General features: G+C 37.7%; 18 protein-coding genes. 11 read left to right on the top strand and 7 right to left on the bottom strand.

The genetic code is table 11. The features are described from left to right. Nucleotides 1-445 precede the first annotated feature (445 nt). The 7 genes from Q9M50_13585 to Q9M50_13555 all read right to left on the bottom strand — a co-directional run bounded on the left by Q9M50_13585 (nt 446) and on the right by Q9M50_13555 (nt 8,435). Nucleotides 446-1,252, bottom strand: a complete 807-nt coding sequence (locus Q9M50_13585) for a hypothetical protein (protein MDQ7091646.1) — start codon at nt 1,250-1,252, stop codon at nt 446-448. A 107-nt stretch (nt 1,253-1,359) separates the two neighbouring features. After that, nucleotides 1,360-2,187, bottom strand: coding sequence for an SWIM zinc finger family protein (locus Q9M50_13580; GenBank protein ID MDQ7091645.1), 828 nt, complete (start codon nt 2,185-2,187; stop codon nt 1,360-1,362). Nucleotides 2,188-2,194: 7 nt separating this feature from the next. Continuing rightward, on the bottom strand, nt 2,195-5,257 hold the full coding sequence (locus tag Q9M50_13575) for a DEAD/DEAH box helicase (protein MDQ7091644.1): 3,063 nt from the start codon (nt 5,255-5,257) through the stop codon (nt 2,195-2,197). A gap of 185 nt (nt 5,258-5,442) precedes the next feature. Further along, a complete protein-coding gene (locus tag Q9M50_13570; protein MDQ7091643.1) occupies nt 5,443-6,126 on the bottom strand; it encodes a transposase in 684 nt (227 codons plus the stop codon). Nucleotides 6,127-6,349: 223 nt separating this feature from the next. Continuing rightward, nucleotides 6,350-7,858, bottom strand: coding sequence for a restriction endonuclease subunit S (locus Q9M50_13565; GenBank protein MDQ7091642.1), 1,509 nt, complete (start codon nt 7,856-7,858; stop codon nt 6,350-6,352). Nucleotides 7,859-7,860: 2 nt separating this feature from the next. Continuing rightward, on the bottom strand, nt 7,861-8,280 hold the full coding sequence (locus tag Q9M50_13560; GenBank protein ID MDQ7091641.1) for an HI0074 family nucleotidyltransferase substrate-binding subunit: 420 nt from the start codon (nt 8,278-8,280) through the stop codon (nt 7,861-7,863). Nucleotides 8,281-8,291: 11 nt separating this feature from the next. Further along, nucleotides 8,292-8,435 carry a hypothetical protein gene (locus Q9M50_13555; GenBank protein MDQ7091640.1) on the bottom strand — a complete coding sequence of 48 codons (144 nt, stop codon included), beginning with the start codon at nt 8,433-8,435 and terminating at the stop codon, nt 8,292-8,294. Nucleotides 8,436-9,108: 673 nt separating this feature from the next. On the opposite strand from Q9M50_13555, the gene cydB reads away from it, so the two are divergent. From cydB to atpA, 11 genes are all read left to right on the top strand, one after another. After that, entirely contained in the window at nt 9,109-10,248 is a 1,140-nt protein-coding gene (gene cydB, locus Q9M50_13550) for a cytochrome d ubiquinol oxidase subunit II (protein ID MDQ7091639.1), read from the top strand. Between the two features lie 145 nt (nt 10,249-10,393). Further along, on the top strand, nt 10,394-11,902 hold the full coding sequence (gene sufB / locus Q9M50_13545; GenBank protein MDQ7091638.1) for a Fe-S cluster assembly protein SufB: 1,509 nt from the start codon (nt 10,394-10,396) through the stop codon (nt 11,900-11,902). Nucleotides 11,903-11,914: 12 nt separating this feature from the next. Next, on the top strand, nt 11,915-12,304 hold the full coding sequence (tusD, locus tag Q9M50_13540; GenBank protein MDQ7091637.1) for a sulfurtransferase complex subunit TusD: 390 nt from the start codon (nt 11,915-11,917) through the stop codon (nt 12,302-12,304). A 3-nt stretch (nt 12,305-12,307) separates the two neighbouring features. Next, the gene (gene tusC / locus Q9M50_13535) at nt 12,308-12,664 is read left to right on the top strand and encodes a sulfurtransferase complex subunit TusC (GenBank protein MDQ7091636.1); all 357 of its coding nucleotides are present in this window, start codon (nt 12,308-12,310) and stop codon (nt 12,662-12,664) included. 23 nt (nt 12,665-12,687) lie between these two features. Continuing rightward, entirely contained in the window at nt 12,688-13,353 is a 666-nt protein-coding gene (bioD, locus tag Q9M50_13530) for a dethiobiotin synthase (protein MDQ7091635.1), read from the top strand. A 125-nt stretch (nt 13,354-13,478) separates the two neighbouring features. Then, on the top strand, nt 13,479-13,844 hold the full coding sequence (locus Q9M50_13525; GenBank protein ID MDQ7091634.1) for an ATP synthase subunit I: 366 nt from the start codon (nt 13,479-13,481) through the stop codon (nt 13,842-13,844). A gap of 19 nt (nt 13,845-13,863) precedes the next feature. Further along, nucleotides 13,864-14,643 carry a F0F1 ATP synthase subunit A gene (gene atpB, locus Q9M50_13520; protein ID MDQ7091633.1) on the top strand — a complete coding sequence of 260 codons (780 nt, stop codon included), beginning with the start codon at nt 13,864-13,866 and terminating at the stop codon, nt 14,641-14,643. A gap of 57 nt (nt 14,644-14,700) precedes the next feature. Next, the gene (gene atpE / locus Q9M50_13515) at nt 14,701-14,967 is read left to right on the top strand and encodes a F0F1 ATP synthase subunit C (protein ID MDQ7091632.1); all 267 of its coding nucleotides are present in this window, start codon (nt 14,701-14,703) and stop codon (nt 14,965-14,967) included. A gap of 43 nt (nt 14,968-15,010) precedes the next feature. After that, nucleotides 15,011-15,484: a F0F1 ATP synthase subunit B gene (locus Q9M50_13510; GenBank protein ID MDQ7091631.1), complete on the top strand. Its 474-nt coding sequence runs from the start codon at nt 15,011-15,013 to the stop codon at nt 15,482-15,484. 8 nt (nt 15,485-15,492) lie between these two features. Next, complete coding sequence (locus Q9M50_13505) at nt 15,493-16,026, top strand: F0F1 ATP synthase subunit delta (GenBank protein ID MDQ7091630.1); 534 nt, start codon at nt 15,493-15,495, stop codon at nt 16,024-16,026. A gap of 16 nt (nt 16,027-16,042) precedes the next feature. Next, nucleotides 16,043-17,599: a F0F1 ATP synthase subunit alpha gene (gene atpA / locus Q9M50_13500; GenBank protein ID MDQ7091629.1), complete on the top strand. Its 1,557-nt coding sequence runs from the start codon at nt 16,043-16,045 to the stop codon at nt 17,597-17,599. Nucleotides 17,600-17,607: the final 8 nt, after the last annotated feature.

The following is a 17,607-nucleotide window of genomic DNA, read 5'->3' as shown; positions in this document are numbered from 1 at the left end:
TGAGAATGTTGCATCAGGATAACAGTACGTTTTGCAGCCTTCCCAACCTTTTCCTGTTTCACAGGCTTCAAAGAATAGTTTAGAATGTCATTCATTGTTTTGTACCTCTGTTTTTTAGATAATTGAATCTAGCGTTGCTCTCGTTGCCTCTTTTCAAGTGGAAATACCTACAGGCGTAGTTGAACGACTTGTGTTTGGTTGTGTGGGAGCGAGAAAAAAGTGGGAATTAGAGTATTCACGGTTGCATAAGCAACAATAAATCATGATGCAGGTTGCGGTCGGCTAGATGCTTGTTAAATGATTTTTTGTGGATATGGGTAGGAATAAATGGTGGCTGGGTGGAGATTTGAACTCCAATTTACCCTTCGAATAAACTTGATAAAAATATATAAATTTATTCGAAGGGTGTCCCCCCGCAAAGCGAGAGGACAGGGTCGCTTTTGCCTCAAGCTACCCAGCCATTGGTTTCCAGCATATCAATTATATAATCAGGTTGCAAGTAGTCTTGCTTAAGTTTTTGTCTCAATGCGTTATTTCTACGCTTTTCATCATCATTTATATACTTTTTAGTGATTTTTGATAAAAAATTATCATCAATATCAATTAGTTTACTACATAAGGTTTTTGCTACAGACTGCCAAGCTTGAGAATACAAAATAATGTCTCTTATATTCAAATCATCAAAATTGTTTGGGCAATGTTTAAATTTCAAGGATATTCCTATTTTACTTTTTTCCGAAAGAAAAAAATTCTCCTTTTCAGTATCAACTCCTCCGTGAAACTCAACATTTCTCATTCTTCTGAAGTAGTCAATAATAAGCAACTCTTCTTGACCTGCAAAGTCAATATATATACTTTTATCAAGTTTTTTTGGACTTTTTTTAAGGTTATTTTTTCTTACATAAACCTGAAAGATAGCTTTCCTAAGAAAGTCTACAGAGTCAACATTATAACTTTCAGTGTTACCTGTTATTTTCTTGATGAAACAAACAACATCCTCACAAAAAGACTCTGCTCTACTATTGATATAGGCAATGTGAGCTAAATTTACATACAGAGATACTTCATCAATATTAATACTTCTAGCGTTTAATCTTTTATGTTTGTATTTTTTTGAAAGTTTAGAAATTTTATATTGACTCAAGTTACTTGTTAATTCTTGTGATGCTATATCAGCTATACACATAAGGGGACTAATAGCCCCCAGAGAATGTCTAAATTGAGTCTCTATATCTCTTGGTATGAGAAACATTTATTTTCCCCCTTATCACTTAACAATTTATTAAGCGGCAACTTTACCCTAATAACACGGTATTAGCGAGTAAATAGAGCCTGATGTCCTTAAAAACTAAAGCATTATCAAACCCCATTATTTTTCCTCATCCTCAAATAAAAATCTTCCATAACCTCAATAAAAGAACCTTGTTTATGCCAAAAAGAGGGATAATCACCGCCTTTTTTAATCAATACCGCAGGAATGTTAGCCGCTTGCAACGTCGGTAACTCTTTAGGTAACGGTGTCGCCCCTTGCCAGAACTGTTTTACCGACACAGACTCAGGCATCGCTTGAAGCACAGGTCGAGTATATAAACTTGCCACAGGTATTAATTCACTTGCCCCCGCACCTTGAGCATTCACCAAAACTTTACCCAATGGCGACTTGAGTAACTCCTGCTGTAATTTTTCAGGCGCAAGCCCGCGCATTTCAAATAATAACAGCGGATTCGTATCTAAAACCGTCGCCAACCGATAACAAACCCCTGCAATATGCTTACATGGCACAGCGTAATCAGGACAATTACAGGAAACCTTAAAATCTTTATAACTGTTCGGTAATAAATGCGTTTTAAACTCAGCGAAAACCTCTTCTATATTTTCTGGAATCTCATCCACTAATAACCTAGCAATAAAAGAAGCTCGTTGCGTTAATCGGGCAATCACCTTTTTCCATTGTGCCGCTGTAAGATGGGTCATTTGCACGTCGGTTTTATAAGTCGGTTCTTTATAAACCCCAAAATAAGCATTTTTATTACCGCGAATTTTGGCTTGTACCATTCCCTTTTTAATTGTCCATTGTTTAACCCGATTATCACTTGCATAAGCGCGTCCGCGTTGTAAACGTCCACTATCGGTAAATTTTTCCAAAGCATCCAGCAAACGCTCGCCCCACCATGTTTTAGTTTTCATACTCATTTTAAGCCTCCATCACGCTGTTTTTATTAAGTGCAATCAGCTCTTTAAAGGCTTGATTATCCAGTTTCGTCAACCAGCTTTCATCATTGCCGACAATGCTATCCGCCATTTTTTGCTTATCTTCAATCATTTGGTCGATACGTTCTTCAAGTGTTCCTAAGGTTATAAATTTATGCACAAACACATTCTTTTTCTGCCCAATCCGAAACGCACGGTCAGTGGCTTGATTTTCTACCGCAGGATTCCACCATCTATCAAAATGAAACACATGATTGGCGCGGGTCAAAGTAATCCCCACACCGCCCGCTTTTAATGACAGAACAAAAACTGACGGAGGACTGTCTGGGTTTTGAAAATCCGTTATCATTTGCTCGCGCTTTTTACGACTGACACCGCCATGCAAATAATGGGTTGGATAATGTTTTTCTTTGCTTAAATACTGCATCAGCTTGTCGCCAATCTCAGTAAACTGAGTGAAAATTAACAAACTGTCACCGTCATCTATCGCTTCTGACAGCATTTCTGAGACGCGCTCTAATTTGTGTGAGCGTTCAACGGTAAAAGGGCTTTCATCTTGCAAAAACTGCGAAGGATGATTGCAGATTTGCTTGAGTTTCATCAACGTCGATAACATCAAACCCTGACGCTCTATGCCTTCACTATCATCCAGTTTTTTCTCAACGTCTTTCACCACTGCCTGATATAACGCCGCCTGTTCTTTACTCAGATTACAATATTGTTTATTTTCGATTTTATCAGGCAAATCCTTAATGATATTTTTATCGGTTTTTAAACGCCGCAAAATAAAGGGCTGAATCAACTGTTTTAACACCGCCGATTGCACACGGTTATTATTGCGTTGTATCGGCAATTCATAGTTTTTACGAAACTGGGCTTGCTTGCCTAAATAATTCGGATTCAAAAAGTTAAAAATTGACCATAAATCCATTAAGCGATTTTCGACAGGCGTACCTGTCAACGCTAAACGGTGCGGAGCTTTCAATTTTAAAATCGCCTTAGTTTGCGCGGCTTTCGGGTTTTTAATATTTTGTGCTTCATCTAAAACTACGCGATGCCATTTAACTCCCGTTAATAAGGGCGCATCTTTACGCGCCAAAGTATAAGAAGTAATCAACATATCCTGCTCTGAACACAGCTTGTTGAAGGCTTTTTTATCACTCTCACGCCCAGACCCATGATGAATAAGCGTTTTTAAATGTGGGGCAAATTTTTCAATTTCTTTTTGCCAGTTGCCAATCACCGAAGTGGGGGCGATTAATAAAGTCGGTGCCGTTTTATCCGCTTCTTTCTCTAATATCAGCGCGGCGATAACTTGCATGGTTTTCCCTAATCCCATGTCATCGGCTAAACAACCATTCAAACCCAAGGTTTCCAGATACCGCAACCACGACACCCCGCGTTTTTGATAATCGCGTAACTGAGCCTTTAATTTTTCAGGATTTTCAATTAAATCTAAGTGACTGCTATCATTAAGCTTCGCTAACATGTGCGCCAAACTGTCCGCCGCATCAACTTCCAGACTGTCGCTTTCCTCAGCCAATTTTTTTAATAATTCGTGTACTGATAATTTATCGGGGTTCTCTTTTTGCTGCTGCCAGAAAGCCAACATTTCCTGCATTTTTTCACGGTCTAATTCCATCCATTGACCGCGAAAATGCACTAATGGCGTTTTCATATCCACTAATTGCTGCCATTCTTCAACCGATACTTTCTCATCACCAATCGCAAGTTCGTAGTAATAATCGGTCAAAGAATCCATAGATAAATAGGATTTTGCCGCCGCAGTACCGCCTTTTTTCTTGTCACTTGAACGTAAACGCATTTTTGTCCGCTGCCGTCCTTTAGGCGTTAGCTTTGCAGGAATAACCACCCTAAAGCCTGCATCTTCTAAAACCCATGCGGATTCGCGTAAAAATTCAAACGCCTCTTCCAGCGTTAAAATCAAACTGGCAGGTTCGCTGGTTTCCATGCCCTGCCAAAGTTTGGGGTAAATTCGGGCAGCATGAGCTAAATTGACTAATAACTGTTGCTCAATACCCTTGCCAAATTGCTGTGTAATTAGCTCATCATAACTCTCGCCATCCTCCCAGAAATCAGCAACATCCAGTTTAAAAGACGGGTCTTTATGCGAGCAGAGTAAAAAGCTTAATTGCCAGTTATCAACTTTTCCAGCATCCGCTTCGTAAAGCTGAAAACCTAATTGCAGCGCACTTTGTTGATGAGCAGACAAGAATTTTTGTTGCCATTGATGCCATTGCTGAAATTCAGTGGAAACTTGCGAGAATGTCCGCATCGGCTCATTCGTTTGCCTGTCTAACAAAATGGTTTCTAAAAAATCATACTGTACTTTTTTAGTAAACACCTGAGGCAGTTTTTCAATGCTTGTATTTAAAATCTGATTAATCGAAACTTCGGCAAAATGGCGTAATAAAGACTCAGGCTGATAACGTTGCGAACAAGCCAAAGACATTGAAGAAACCGTTTGTTCAATTAAAGCTTCATAGGCAGGTGAAACGATTTTCCAGCAACGATAAACACCGACTTTGGTTTTAATTTTTTCAGCCACGACCGCAGGGATATACTGGTCTTTATACAGAACCTGCTTAATGGATTGGCTAAAATAATACCAGAATAAAAAGTCGCTACTGATACGCACATCATCAAGTTGATAATGCGTTAAAAAATAAATATCACCGAGGGTTTGCAAGGGATTAACGAGTGGAAAAACATGAACCTGCCATGCGTTTAATGAAATCTCCTCGCTTATTTCGCTCGTTGCCAATTCAGGCGCAGGTAAGGGCTTATTAGCCACCGTAGGTAAAAAGAGGGTTTCTAATTGTGGCTGCTTATCATTTGGCATTAAATGATAAGAAAATGCTGATTTCAAAAACTTTAAACCTTCGTCCTCAGGTAATTGTTGAGGGTGTAGATTTTTATTTTTTTTGGGTTTAACTTCATCTGTTTCTATCCAAATATAAAACTGACCTGTTTGAATAAAATCTGCTTTTGAATTTGGAATCCAAATTCCATGTATGACTTTCATGTGGTATCTCTAAGAAAATTAAATTTATGAATCAATCGCTAGATTATTAGCATACGCTTTTAAGGCTTGGCGAACGGCAACCACTTTATTAAACCCTGTCGTAGTACAAATTTTTTCAAGTTGCTCTATTTCATATTGAATAAAGCGGAATAAAGAGGTCAGTGTTAATTATATTTTCTCTTTCTTCATCCAACAGGTCTCCCTCTGTTTACACTAACCAAATTATGACCTGTTAACACCTTAATCTGTGCAATAAAATCCTCATTATCAATCGCCATGCCCTTATTCGTGATTTTGCGAATGTTATCAATTAGCTTATCATTAAGTCGTTGCTCGAATAATGACCTATAGTTTTGTTGCCTATTTTTATCATCATTACCCAAAAACAAATACTCACTATGTGGCATCCATAAATCAGAAGGTTTACCTAACGCATTAATTTGATAACTGGAAAAGGCATAATCCGCAGGATCATTAACCATAGAGGCGCGTAGAGGGTTTAACTCAATGTATCGGTAAACGGCTAACAAATAATAATCAGATTGCACTAAACTTGATTTGTAGCGACCTTCCCATAATGTGCCTGTTCTATGGTAAGTCCTATTAAAATAACACACATAAAGTCTACCGACATCTTGCACGGTCTTACTTATAGCATTTTTTTTCATCGGAGTACACAGCAGATGTATATGGTTGGTCATCAATACCCAAGCATGAATTTGCAAGTCGTGTTTTTTGGAGTAGTTTTTTAAACAATTGAGATAAAAAGTCATGTCGTTTTCATTAGTAAAGCAAACTTGACGATTGTTGCCTCGTACAATGACATGCTGTGGAATACCAATGGGACTAATTCGAGGTTTTCTAGGCATATTATTAATGACTAGCAAAAAGTTGAATTTTACAGTAAAAGAACCTGTTTTGGTAATTTAATTAACACTGACCCTTTTATTCTGACCCTTTTATTCTTTTATTCCCGCATTACGGTTGGAAAGGTACAGTATCGAACCGTAATAAAGAAATTGACCGCATTGTCAAACAACGTATTGTTGATATGGACAAATATCGTGACGCAACTAAAAAATAGCGATTAGGTTAAACAAACATCTTTTGTAGCAGTCCTTTTTTATACTCCTTTGTACCGTTTAGTTGTTTTTCTACGAGGCTTATTTTATTGTCAAGTTCGGTTAGAAAGTTGGCGATTTTAGTTTGTTCTTCAAGGGATGGAAGATTAATTTTTAGAGATTTAACTATATTAGCAGAAAGATTACCTTGCCCCCCTTGAATAAAAGTCGAAACAATAACTTCTTTTTTAAGCCTTAACCAATAATATATAAAATAGTGGTTAAACTCAGACTTTATACATAATACGGCTTGATTTATTGCACCATTTATTTTTGAAACTGCAACCTCTCCACTTGTCGCACCATATAAAGCATAAAGAATATCGCCTTTATTTACCATTCTTGCAGATGAACTATTTAACCCCTCTTTAGAAATAAACTGCTCAGTTTTTGATTTACTTATTTCACCTGATTTTATAAAAGGAATATTTCCAGTGTAATATTGTTTTTTTGTTGTTAATGGTGTTCCTCCAGAATAAAAGGTTGCTACTTCCCCTAACTTTTTAACTTCCCAATCAGGGTAAGCATTGCCGTTGTCGTCTTTAAATCTCAACGCTTGAGAAAAAACCTTTTGCATCACCCCTTTTTTATAGCGTTCTAAAAGCTGTTTTTTGTGGCTTAACTGCTCTATTTTACGGTCGATTTGGGTTAAAAAAGCAGCGATTTTTTGTTGTTCATCATCTAATGGAAGATTTAAACTTAAAGATTTTAATTGTGTTGCATATAAATGAACAACCGAAACACCTTGAGACAAGGAAGCTATATCATGTTTTTTTCTATTATTTAGATAATATGATAAAAAAACCCCATTCAACTTAGTTCTTATAATATTTAAGTCCCCACTTAAAGCCACGTTATTTTTTAAAACACATGAAGCGGTTGCAATATCTAGTTGTGTTTCACCAGAAGCAGGAATTATGACATCGTTATATTTACTTAAAACTAAAACATCTTTATTCAAATTTGTTTTTGATTTTATAGTTTTAATTGTTTCGCCATAATGAGTATATAGTTCACCATATCTAATACACTCCAAAATACCATCTTGATCTATATCTGATTTTGAAATTCCTTTACCTTTTGAAAAATCAGCAACTGTTCCCAATTTCTTAACTTCCCAATCCCCCGAAAACTCAGGAAACCGCAACACAGGCACTTTTTTATTAATGGCTTTCAATGGAAACACTATTTTCTCTTTATCAATAATTTCTTTAAAATAAGGCTTAACGGCTTTCATATCAACAATATCAACACGATAAGGCAGGCGTGAATCTTCAAAGGCTATTTTAAGCTGAGTCAATAATTTTAATGCTATCTTAGTCTTGCATTCTAGGGCTAAATCCAAATCATAACCCACTAATGAGCTGCTTTTAGCACGACTACCAAAAATCCAAACCGTGCAATCCTCTTGCAAATACTTCGCTAAAATATCCCTAACGATAACTAACTCTTTTGGTGTCACATCAAATTTAATTTTCATTATTAGTAATTTTCATTATTAGCATTAATACGGTCACTTAAAAATAAAATCTCATGATAAAACGCGGGTAACTGTTCCACAATTTCAACAGCAACATCCTCATTATAGCCATGAGAAGTATTATTTCTATTTTCCCTGTAAATATCCCACTCATCCCAACTATGCTTAACGATGCCGATTTTATAAGCGTACCGAATTAAATTAGATAACTTTTCTCGGTCGATTTCCATCGGATCGTCAGACATACTTTTTAAATAGCGGGTTAATATTTTTTTTGACATCTCATAACAGTATTCAAATCGTTGAATACAAGAATCCCTGACAAAGGTGTTGGTTTTGTCTTTTTCGTACTCTCTTAATGCCTCACCCAATGACGAAATCGCTTTATTAAAGGCGGTTAAATCGAGTCGCTGGTTATCCATTTTACAATTCCTTAAAACGGGGTTGCAATATTAAGTTGCTTGCAAAAATCTAAAATATCAAGCTGGCTGACCCCTTGATTTTGCTGACCCCTTGATTTTGACTTGATTTTCTCAAGCTGGCTGACCCCTTGATTTTCTCTTGATTTTCTAAACAAAGGGTTGTTTAATAACCTGTTTCAAGACTTTCCATATTTTAAAATTCACCTTATATTCTCACAAAATAAGGCAGCGCGACTAAAATAACCCCGACAAATACAAGAATATAGACGTTCGATATAAAATAAGGAAATATAAACAGTGCAACCCCTGTGCATAGTGGAATTATTGCCTTTTGCTTTTTACCATAAGAAAAAAATCCGAGACCGATTGCTCCAAATAGTATTCCCCAAATAAGTAATGATGTATTTTCCATTTTATAACTGACCAAATCTTGTTATCATAAATAAGCCCAAAACAATCAAAATAACTTTTTTTAGTGAAATTTATTTTGATTGTTGTCTATCACGAAGTGAAAGCGGGTGTACAGACAATAATATAATATATTGACCGTATTTTTATACACTAATTAAAGAATATTGGCAATAAATAATTTAAACCTTAATTTTGTTAGCGAGATAACTTAAAAGTTAGGTGGAGTATCTAATTTCCAATCAGGAGCTTGAGAATGAAAAATAATTGCCTTGCTTACTTTCCCCGTTTTCGGTATTGTTTTCATTAATTTAGGATACTAAAGCATCCTCGCTCTAACCTTGCTAAAAAAACCATGAAACCTATCCTCCTACGATCCGATCAAAATAACTCCTTAATTGATACCAAAGTGAACCGTCTATGAACGTTGATTATGAAATATTACGTTGCCTCAGTTGGGGAATATTATGGCTCATCGTCATTATTTTTTCTTTGTCAGGGGGCTATAATTTGGGGGTGAGTATTTTATTTCCTTTTTTAGCTAAAACTGATGAAGAACGCCAGACCCTTTTAAAATCACTGGGGGTGACATGGAATGGCCATCAACTTTGGTTTATCACTATTGGCCTTGTGTTATTTACAGCATGGCCGATGGTCTATATGGTCTTGTTTTCAGGAATGTATGCTATTTTATCCTTAGCCTGCCTTGCTTTATTTATACGGCCCTTTATCGTTTATTATCGAAATAAACTGTTATCTGAAAAAAAGCGTTTTTATTGTGATAAAGCGTTATTTTTAACAGGATTTATACCCATTTTTGCGCTAGGAATTGCAATAGGAAATCTATTAAAAGGCGTTCCTTTTCACCTTGATAGTGATATGCGAATTATTTATTACGGTGATTTTTGGAGCTTATTAAACCCGTTTACCTTCCTAACTATGATAACAACATTAGGCATCTTTATGCTCTATGGCGCAGTTTATATTCAGTTAAAAACAGATGGGGAAATGGCGGGACGGGCAAAAGAAAAAGTACAATTAGGGGCAATTATAACGGTTATTGGGTTTGTTTTGACAGGGTTATGGGTTATGCGGCTTGAAGGCTATCATATTGAATCAGAAACCTTATTTAATGGCGTTTCTAATCCTTTAGCCAAATTTGTTAAACGAGGCGAGGGCTTATGGATGGATAATTATGAACATATTCCTGCTTTAGCCGTTATTCCTATTATGGCGCTCATTAGTTGCGGGTTGACGGTAGGCTTGTCTATTCAGAATAAATTAAAATTAGCGTTTATAAGTAGCGGGGTTACTCTAGTTTTTATGATTGTTACAATGGCTTTATCTATGTTCCCTTTTATGCTGCCATCTAATATGTCATTAAATAGTTCGTTATCACTTTGGGATGCAAGTAGCAGTTATAAAACTTTATCCATAACTTTTTGGGTAACCCTTCTTTTTTTACCTGTAGCGGTAATTTATACACGTTGGGTTTCCAAACTATTAAGGCTTAACTTGAAACAAGATCTGAGTAAAGTCAGCAGTCAACCTTTATTGTAGTAAGGCAATGCCCTGTATTAATTACATTCATCGTAATAAAGTAAGCGATTAGGCGCGGATTTCTCATCTTAGAATCGGCATTGGAAATAATAACCTAGTGCTTTACTCTGAAATTAAAGAAGACTAGAATGGTTTAGTTAGTTCTATGGCTAATGGCGAAAGAGCTTATTTTTTATCCTCTCTAAAATTAAACTTAAAAATTATGTCAGCAACCAGCACCGAAATAGAAAATCTCATTGGGCAAAACTATAAGCAAGGTTTTGTAACTGAACTGGAAGCCGATACGTTTCCCGTCGGCTTAGATGAAGACGTGATTCGTAAGCTCTCCAAGGTTAAAAATGAGCCTGAATTTATGCTCGATTATCGTCTAAAAGCCTTTCGTCATTGGCAAACGATGGAAAGTCCTAATTGGGCGCAGTTAAATATTGAGCCGATTGATTATCAAGCCATTAGCTATTACTCCGCACCGAAGAAAAAAGAAAAGCTGGGGAGTTTAGATGAGGTTGATCCTGAATTATTGGAAACCTATAAAAAATTAGGGATTCCTTTAGATGAACAAAAACAATTGGCTGGGGTTGAAATTGCCGTAGATGCGGTATTTGACAGTGTTTCAGTGGCGACTACGTTTAAGGGAAAGTTACAGGATGCGGGGGTTATTTTTTGTCCTATTTCCGAAGCTATTCGTGATTATCCTGAATTAATTAAACAGTATTTAGGCTCTGTTGTTCCCACCAGTGATAATTTTTTTGCGGCGTTAAATGCTGCGGTATTTACGGATGGCTCCTTTGTTTATATTCCTAAAGGGGTTCGTTGCCCGATGGAGTTATCCACGTATTTTAGAATTAATGCCAGCAATACGGGGCAATTTGAACGAACGCTAATTATTGCAGATGAAGGCTCACATGTGTCTTATTTGGAAGGCTGTAGTGCGCCTCAACGGGATGAAAATCAACTTCATGCCGCCGTGGTTGAATTGATTATCTTAAAAGAGGCTGAGGTTAAATATTCTACCGTACAAAATTGGTACCCTGGTGATAAAGAGGGTAAAGGTGGAATTTATAACTTTGTGACGAAGCGGGCGGATTGTCGTGGGGACAATGCAAAAGTTTCATGGACTCAAGTGGAAACAGGTTCGGCAATTACATGGAAATACCCCAGTTGTGTGTTGACGGGCGATAATTCAATAGGGGAGTTTTATTCGGTTGCCTTAACCAATAATTATCAACAGGCTGATACGGGGACAAAAATGATCCATATTGGTAAAAATACCTCAAGTACGATTATTTCTAAAGGTATTTCCGCAGGGCGAGCGCAAAATACTTACCGTGGATTGGTTAAAGTTTTAAAAAATGCAGAAAATGCCCGAAATTATACACAATGTGATTCGCTATTAGTCGGAGATAGATGTGGAGCGCATACGTTTCCGTATATCGAAGTTAAGCAGCCAAGCGCCCAAATTGAACATGAAGCCACGACCTCTAAAATCAGTGAAGATCAATTGTTTTTTTGTCAGCAACGAGGATTAGCGGCGGAAGATGCGGTCTCGTTAATTGTTAATGGTTTTTGTAAAGAAGTTTTTAAAGAGTTACCGATGGAATTTGCGGTGGAAGCGCAAGCCTTGTTAGGCATTAGTTTAGAAGGCTCGGTTGGGTAGTCTATAGTTACGATGAATTATGCCATTCAAATTAATAGCAGTCCTTATGCGTCCAATGCGGGCTATCATGCGTACCAATTTATAAAAACAGCACTCCTAATGAAGCACGAGGTGTTTAGGGTGTTTTTTTATCAAGAGGGGATTTATCATGCGTTACATCACGCCAGTCCACCTGATGATGAACGCCATTTAACGGTATTATGGAGCGAGTTGGCGGCGGAATATTCGGTCGATTTAGTGGTTTGTATTTCTGCGGCACAACGGCGAGGTTTATTGCATCAAGATGAAGCGGTAAAACAACAAAAACAGGGGGATGATTTGGCTGCAGGTTTTCGTATTTCAGGGCTAGGTCAATTGGTTGAAGCAACGTTAAAAGCCGAACGTTTTATTGTGTTTGGATAAAAAATGAAAAAATATTTATTTGTACTTCGACAGGCCGCTCATCAAGGGAACTCTGTACAGGAAATGTTAGATATTATTTTAATCACGGCGGCTTTCGATCAGCAGGTTAGTTTATTATTACTGGATGACGCTGTTTTTCAATTAAAAAATAATCAGCAGGCCGAAAAATATGGCTATAAAGAAACAGGGCTGATTTTTAAAGCACTTGAGATTTATGATGTAAATGAAATTTATACTGAAATAGAATCATTAGACGATTATGGATTGAAAACTGAGGATTTATTGTTGCCCGTGAAGGTGTTGCCTCGTGGTGAAATAGCTCATTTAATGAAAAATTATGATGTCGTCTTTACGGCCTAAACTGTTGAACTGAAAGGATCACTATGAAACAAGGTTTTTTTATCACAGGAACCGATACCAGCGTTGGAAAAACATGGGCGACTGTCGCGTTAATGCACTATTTTAAAGCGCGTAATCACTCTGTTATTGCAATGAAGCCTATTGCATCAGGTTGTGAGGTCATTGAGGGGTTTTTAAGGAATGATGATGCCTTGTTACTCCAACAACAAGCATCTATGAGTGTGGATTATTCACAGATTAATTGCTATAGTTTTTTAGAGCCTGTGTCACCTCATTTGGCGGCGGGTGACACGGTGATTAGTTTGGACAAAATTGATAATGACTTTCAATTGTTGAAATCACACGTTGATATTATCTTGGTTGAAGGGGTAGGGGGCTGGTTAGTTCCTTTAAATAAGCAGGGAGATACGGTTGAAACTCTTGCTATAACACTTCAATTACCTGTTATTTTAGTGGTAGGGATTCGTTTAGGCTGTATTAATCACGCGCTTTTAACCTATCAGGCCATGAAAGCAAGTGGGGTTGTTTGTGCGGGTTGGTTGGCGATGTGTATTGATCCTGAAATGTTAAAAATAAAGGAAAATATAGAAACAATACAGCAGGGCGTTGATATACCTTTGTTAGGGGTATTACCTTATTCTAAAGAATCTGATTTTAGGTTATTAGCTGAACAGATTGTTTTTAATTAAGATTCTTTTGTTTAAGGGGAAATTACTGGGTTTTATGGATTAAACTTAATCACTGAATCAGTGAAAACAGTTGATTTAATCCCCTCTGGTCGCTATAATTCCTCGCTGTGCAAAGGAGGGAAGATATGGCGGCGAAAAAAAAAATTTCGACTGTCAGTAAAATTTTAAGGCTACAAATTACAGTCATTCTTGTAATATGCTTAGGATTTTATCTTATAGAAGGACATTCTAAAGTGCTATCGCCCTTATTAGGGGGGATTGTTGCATTCTTACCCAATTTATATCTCGCATTACGAATGGCAAGAACGACAGGGCAAGATGCCCAAAAAATAGTCCGTTCTTTTTATGCGGGGGAATCAGGGAAATTAATTTTAACAGCGATGCTGTTCATGATTGTTTTCCAACTTCCAGACATAGAATTATTACCGCTGCTGGCAACGTATGTCGCAGTTTTATCAGTTTTTTGGTTCGCGTTAATTATCCGCGACTAACTTTTTCAAGTGAGGAAAAATGGCTACGGAAGCTCATGCAGCCGAAGGCGCAACAGGATATATTGTTCATCATTTAACCCCTTTTTCAGTGGGTGAAGGCTTTTGGACGTTACATTTAGATACCTTGTTTTTCTCAGCCGTTTTAGGGGCGGTGTTTATTTGGTTTTTCAAAACGATCGCTGAAAAAGTAACCGCCGATGAACCCGGTCTTTTACAAAATTTTGCCGAAATGATTATTGAATTTGTTGATCAACAAGTTAAAGATACATTTCATGGTGAAAGCAAACTAATTGCACCGTTAGCCTTAACTATTTTTTGCTGGGTGTTTTTGTGGAATGCGATGGACTTATTACCTGTTGATTTAGTTCCAGGCATCGCTTCAATGATGGGTGTTGACTACATGCGAGTGGTACCGAGTACGGACTTAAATGGAACATTTGCCTTATCAATCAGTGTGTTTTTCCTGATTATTTTTTACAATCTCAAAATAAAAGGGGTCATTATCTTTTCTAAAGAGATTTTATTGCACCCTTTTAATACTGTTTTTTTAATTCCGTTCAACATTCTTTTAAACCTTGTTGAATATATTGCTAAACCTGTTTCACTCGCTTTGCGTTTATTTGGAAACTTGTACGCAGGGGAATTGATTTTTATTCTGATTGCTTTAATGCCTTGGTACATTCAACCTTTTCTAGGTTTTCCATGGGCTGTTTTTCATATTCTAATTATTACGCTTCAAGCCTTTATATTTATGGTATTGACCATTGTCTACCTAAGTATGGCGCATGAAGATCATTAAAAATTCTTATCATTAATATTGTATACGTTCGGAGGTATCATGGAAATTGCAGCTTTAATCGCTGATGTGCAAGGTATGACTGCTATTGCAGTGGGTTTAGTTTTAGGTTTAGGTGCATTAGGAACCGCGATTGGTTTCGGTCTTTTAGGGGGGAAGTTTCTCGAAGGGGCAGCACGTCAACCAGAAATGGTTCCTATGCTACAAGTTAAAATGTTTATTGTTGCGGGTCTTTTAGATGCGGTAACAATGATTGGTGTGGGTATGGCGTTATTTTTTACCTTTGCAAATCCGTTCTTATCTGCTGTAGAAGCTGCCGCAGGTTAATAGTGTAATCATTCATACTTTATAATTAATTGAGGAACGCATCGTGAGTATCAATGCTACTCTGATCGGACAGATGATTACGTTTACACTTCTGGTATGGTTTACCATGAAGTATATCTGGCCGCCGTTAATAGAGGCTTTAGAAGAACGTAGAAAAAAAATTGCTGATGGATTAGCTGCCGCCGAAAAAGGCCAAGAAAGAATGGATTTGGCAGAAAAACGTGCTTTAGTCGTTTTAAAAGGGGCTAGAGAGCAATCTTCTGAAATTGTCGGTCTTGCCCAAAAACGTGCCAATGAAGTAGTTGAGCAATCAAAAGAAAACGCTAAGAAAGAAGGCGAACGAATGATTGCAGCTGCAAAAGCACAAATTGAGCAGGAAATACAACAAGTTAAAGAAGGTTTGCGCCAAGAAGTTGCCACCTTAGCTTTAAGTGCTGCAGAACAGATTTTGAAAAAAGAAATCAACAAAGCAGAACATAAAACCTTAATCGCTAAAGTAGCGAGCCAATTAGGGTAAAGACACTTATGAGTGAGTTATCAACCTTAGCAAGACCTTATGCCGAAGCCGTTTTTAAACGTGCCTTAGAAACAGAGACGACAGAGCAATGGTCAACGACCTTAGCCTTTGTTGCCGCTGTTGTTAATGATATTAAATTTGCAGCGATTATAGATAATCCAAAAGTAAGCGATCAACGATTGATCGACTTATTACTGGATATTTGCAAACAGCAGACGACAACAGAAAGTGAAAACTTCTTAAAGTTACTGGTTCAAAATAATCGTTTAACGCTTGCAGACACCATTTATAAACTTTACGAAGCTCAAAAAGCTGAGAAAGAAGGTTATATAGAGGTAGCTGTTAGCGCAGCGTATGCTTTTACCAAAGAAGATGAGAAGAAATTTTTAGCGATGCTGGAAAAAGAACTCAATAAAATTGTTCACATGACGATTCAAGTGGATAAATCTTTAATTGGTGGATTCATCGCCAAAGCAGGTGACTTAGTTATTGACGGCTCTGTTAAAAGTCAACTTCAAATCATGCAAAAAACTCTACAATAAGAGTGAGAAAAACAAAATGCAATTAAACCCATCTGAAATAAGTGATCTGATAAAAGAAAAGATCGAAAATTTCGACCTGAGTGTAGAAGCGCATACGGAAGGTACGGTTGTCAGTGTGACAGACGGTATCGTTAGAATCCATGGGCTATCAAAAGCAATGCAGGGCGAAATGCTAGAATTTCCTCCAAACCCCGATGGTATGGCTACCTACGGTATGGCATTAAACCTTGAGCGTGACTCAGTGGGTGCTGTGATCTTAGGCTCTTATGAACATATCTCTGAAGGTGATACCGTAAAATGTACGGGTAACATCTTAGAAGTCCCTGTTGGTGAAGCGTTGTTAGGACGTGTTGTTGATGCGCTAGGTCAGCCCATTGATGGCAAAGGTGCGATTAAAACTACGGAAACCTCGCCTGTTGAAAAAATTGCCCCAGGCGTTATTGCGCGTCAATCGGTTGATGAGCCTGTTCAAATAGGTTTAAAATCAATTGACTCCATGATTCCTGTTGGTCGCGGACAACGTGAGCTAATTATTGGTGATCGCCAGACTGGTAAAACAGCAATTGCAGTTGATGCGATTATCAACCAAAAAGGCACAGGGATAAAATGTATCTATGTGGCGATTGGCCAAAAACGCTCCTCTATTGCCAATGTGGTTCGCAAATTAGAAGAACATGGCGCAATGGATCATACGATTATTGTTGCAGCCTCAGCGTCTGAATCAGCGGCCCTCCAGTTTGTAGCCCCTTACACAGGGTGTTCTATGGGTGAATATTTCAGAGATAAAGGCGAAGATGCGCTTATTATCTATGATGATTTAACCAAACAAGCATGGGCGTATCGTCAGGTCTCTTTATTACTTCGTCGTCCACCAGGTCGTGAAGCTTATCCTGGGGATGTTTTCTATTTACATTCACGGTTATTAGAACGTGCGGCACGTATTAATGCGAAAGAAGTTGAAAAACTGACTAATGGGAAAGTAAAAGGTAAAACAGGGTCATTAACTGCGTTACCGATTATTGAAACCCAAGCAGGCGATGTGTCGGCTTTTGTTCCAACGAACGTAATTTCGATTACGGATGGACAAATTTTCTTAGAAACGGACTTATTCAATTCAGGGATTCGTCCTGCGGTGAATGCGGGATTATCTGTATCGCGTGTAGGAGGGGCTGCCCAAACTAAGATTATTAAAAAATTAGGCGGCGGGATTCGTTTAGATTTAGCCCAGTATCGTGAATTAGCGGCCTTTGCCCAGTTTGCTTCCGATTTAGACGAAAGCACGCGCAAGCAAATTGAACGGGGTCAACGTGTGACTGAATTAATGAAGCAAAATCAATATTCACCGATGTCAGTTGCACAAATGGCGGTTTCATTATTTGCCGCTAACGAAGGCTTTCTTGATGATATTGAGGTTAATAAAGTGCGTGACTTTGAATCAGCGTTACAAGATTATATGGGTAGCGATCAAGCTGAATTAATGGATACCATCAATAGCACAGATGATTTTAATGATGACATAAAACAAGGCTTAAGTTCTGCGATTGAGACTTTCACTAAAACACATAGCTGGTAAAGGGTTGT

The sequence above is a fragment of the Methylococcales bacterium genome (genome assembly GCA_030949405.1).
In the GTDB taxonomy this organism is placed as follows: Bacteria; Pseudomonadota; Gammaproteobacteria; order Methylococcales; family Methylomonadaceae; genus WTBX01.
Note: the sequence above shows the minus strand (reverse complement) of the source record. Positions and strands in the feature narration are given on the sequence as shown.

Excerpts from the sequence above, each read along its gene's own strand:
- Q9M50_13525 (MDQ7091634.1), top strand. The coding sequence starts at position 13,479 with ATGGCGGCGAAAAAAAAAATTTCGACTGTCAGTAAAATTTTAAGGCTA.
- cydB (MDQ7091639.1), top strand. The coding sequence starts at position 9,109 with ATGAACGTTGATTATGAAATATTACGTTGCCTCAGTTGGGGAATATTA.
- bioD (MDQ7091635.1), top strand. The coding sequence starts at position 12,688 with ATGAAACAAGGTTTTTTTATCACAGGAACCGATACCAGCGTTGGAAAA.
- Q9M50_13570 (MDQ7091643.1), bottom strand. The coding sequence starts at position 6,126 with ATGCCTAGAAAACCTCGAATTAGTCCCATTGGTATTCCACAGCATGTC.
- Q9M50_13560 (MDQ7091641.1), bottom strand. The coding sequence starts at position 8,280 with ATGGATAACCAGCGACTCGATTTAACCGCCTTTAATAAAGCGATTTCG.
- Q9M50_13585 (MDQ7091646.1), bottom strand. The coding sequence starts at position 1,252 with ATGTTTCTCATACCAAGAGATATAGAGACTCAATTTAGACATTCTCTG.
- atpA (MDQ7091629.1), top strand. The coding sequence starts at position 16,043 with ATGCAATTAAACCCATCTGAAATAAGTGATCTGATAAAAGAAAAGATC.
- Q9M50_13580 (MDQ7091645.1), bottom strand. The coding sequence starts at position 2,187 with ATGAAAACTAAAACATGGTGGGGCGAGCGTTTGCTGGATGCTTTGGAA.
- sufB (MDQ7091638.1), top strand. The coding sequence starts at position 10,394 with ATGGCTAATGGCGAAAGAGCTTATTTTTTATCCTCTCTAAAATTAAAC.
- atpB (MDQ7091633.1), top strand. The coding sequence starts at position 13,864 with ATGGCTACGGAAGCTCATGCAGCCGAAGGCGCAACAGGATATATTGTT.
- Q9M50_13505 (MDQ7091630.1), top strand. The coding sequence starts at position 15,493 with ATGAGTGAGTTATCAACCTTAGCAAGACCTTATGCCGAAGCCGTTTTT.
- Q9M50_13575 (MDQ7091644.1), bottom strand. The coding sequence starts at position 5,257 with ATGAAAGTCATACATGGAATTTGGATTCCAAATTCAAAAGCAGATTTT.
- tusD (MDQ7091637.1), top strand. The coding sequence starts at position 11,915 with ATGAATTATGCCATTCAAATTAATAGCAGTCCTTATGCGTCCAATGCG.
- Q9M50_13565 (MDQ7091642.1), bottom strand. The coding sequence starts at position 7,858 with ATGAAAATTAAATTTGATGTGACACCAAAAGAGTTAGTTATCGTTAGG.
- tusC (MDQ7091636.1), top strand. The coding sequence starts at position 12,308 with ATGAAAAAATATTTATTTGTACTTCGACAGGCCGCTCATCAAGGGAAC.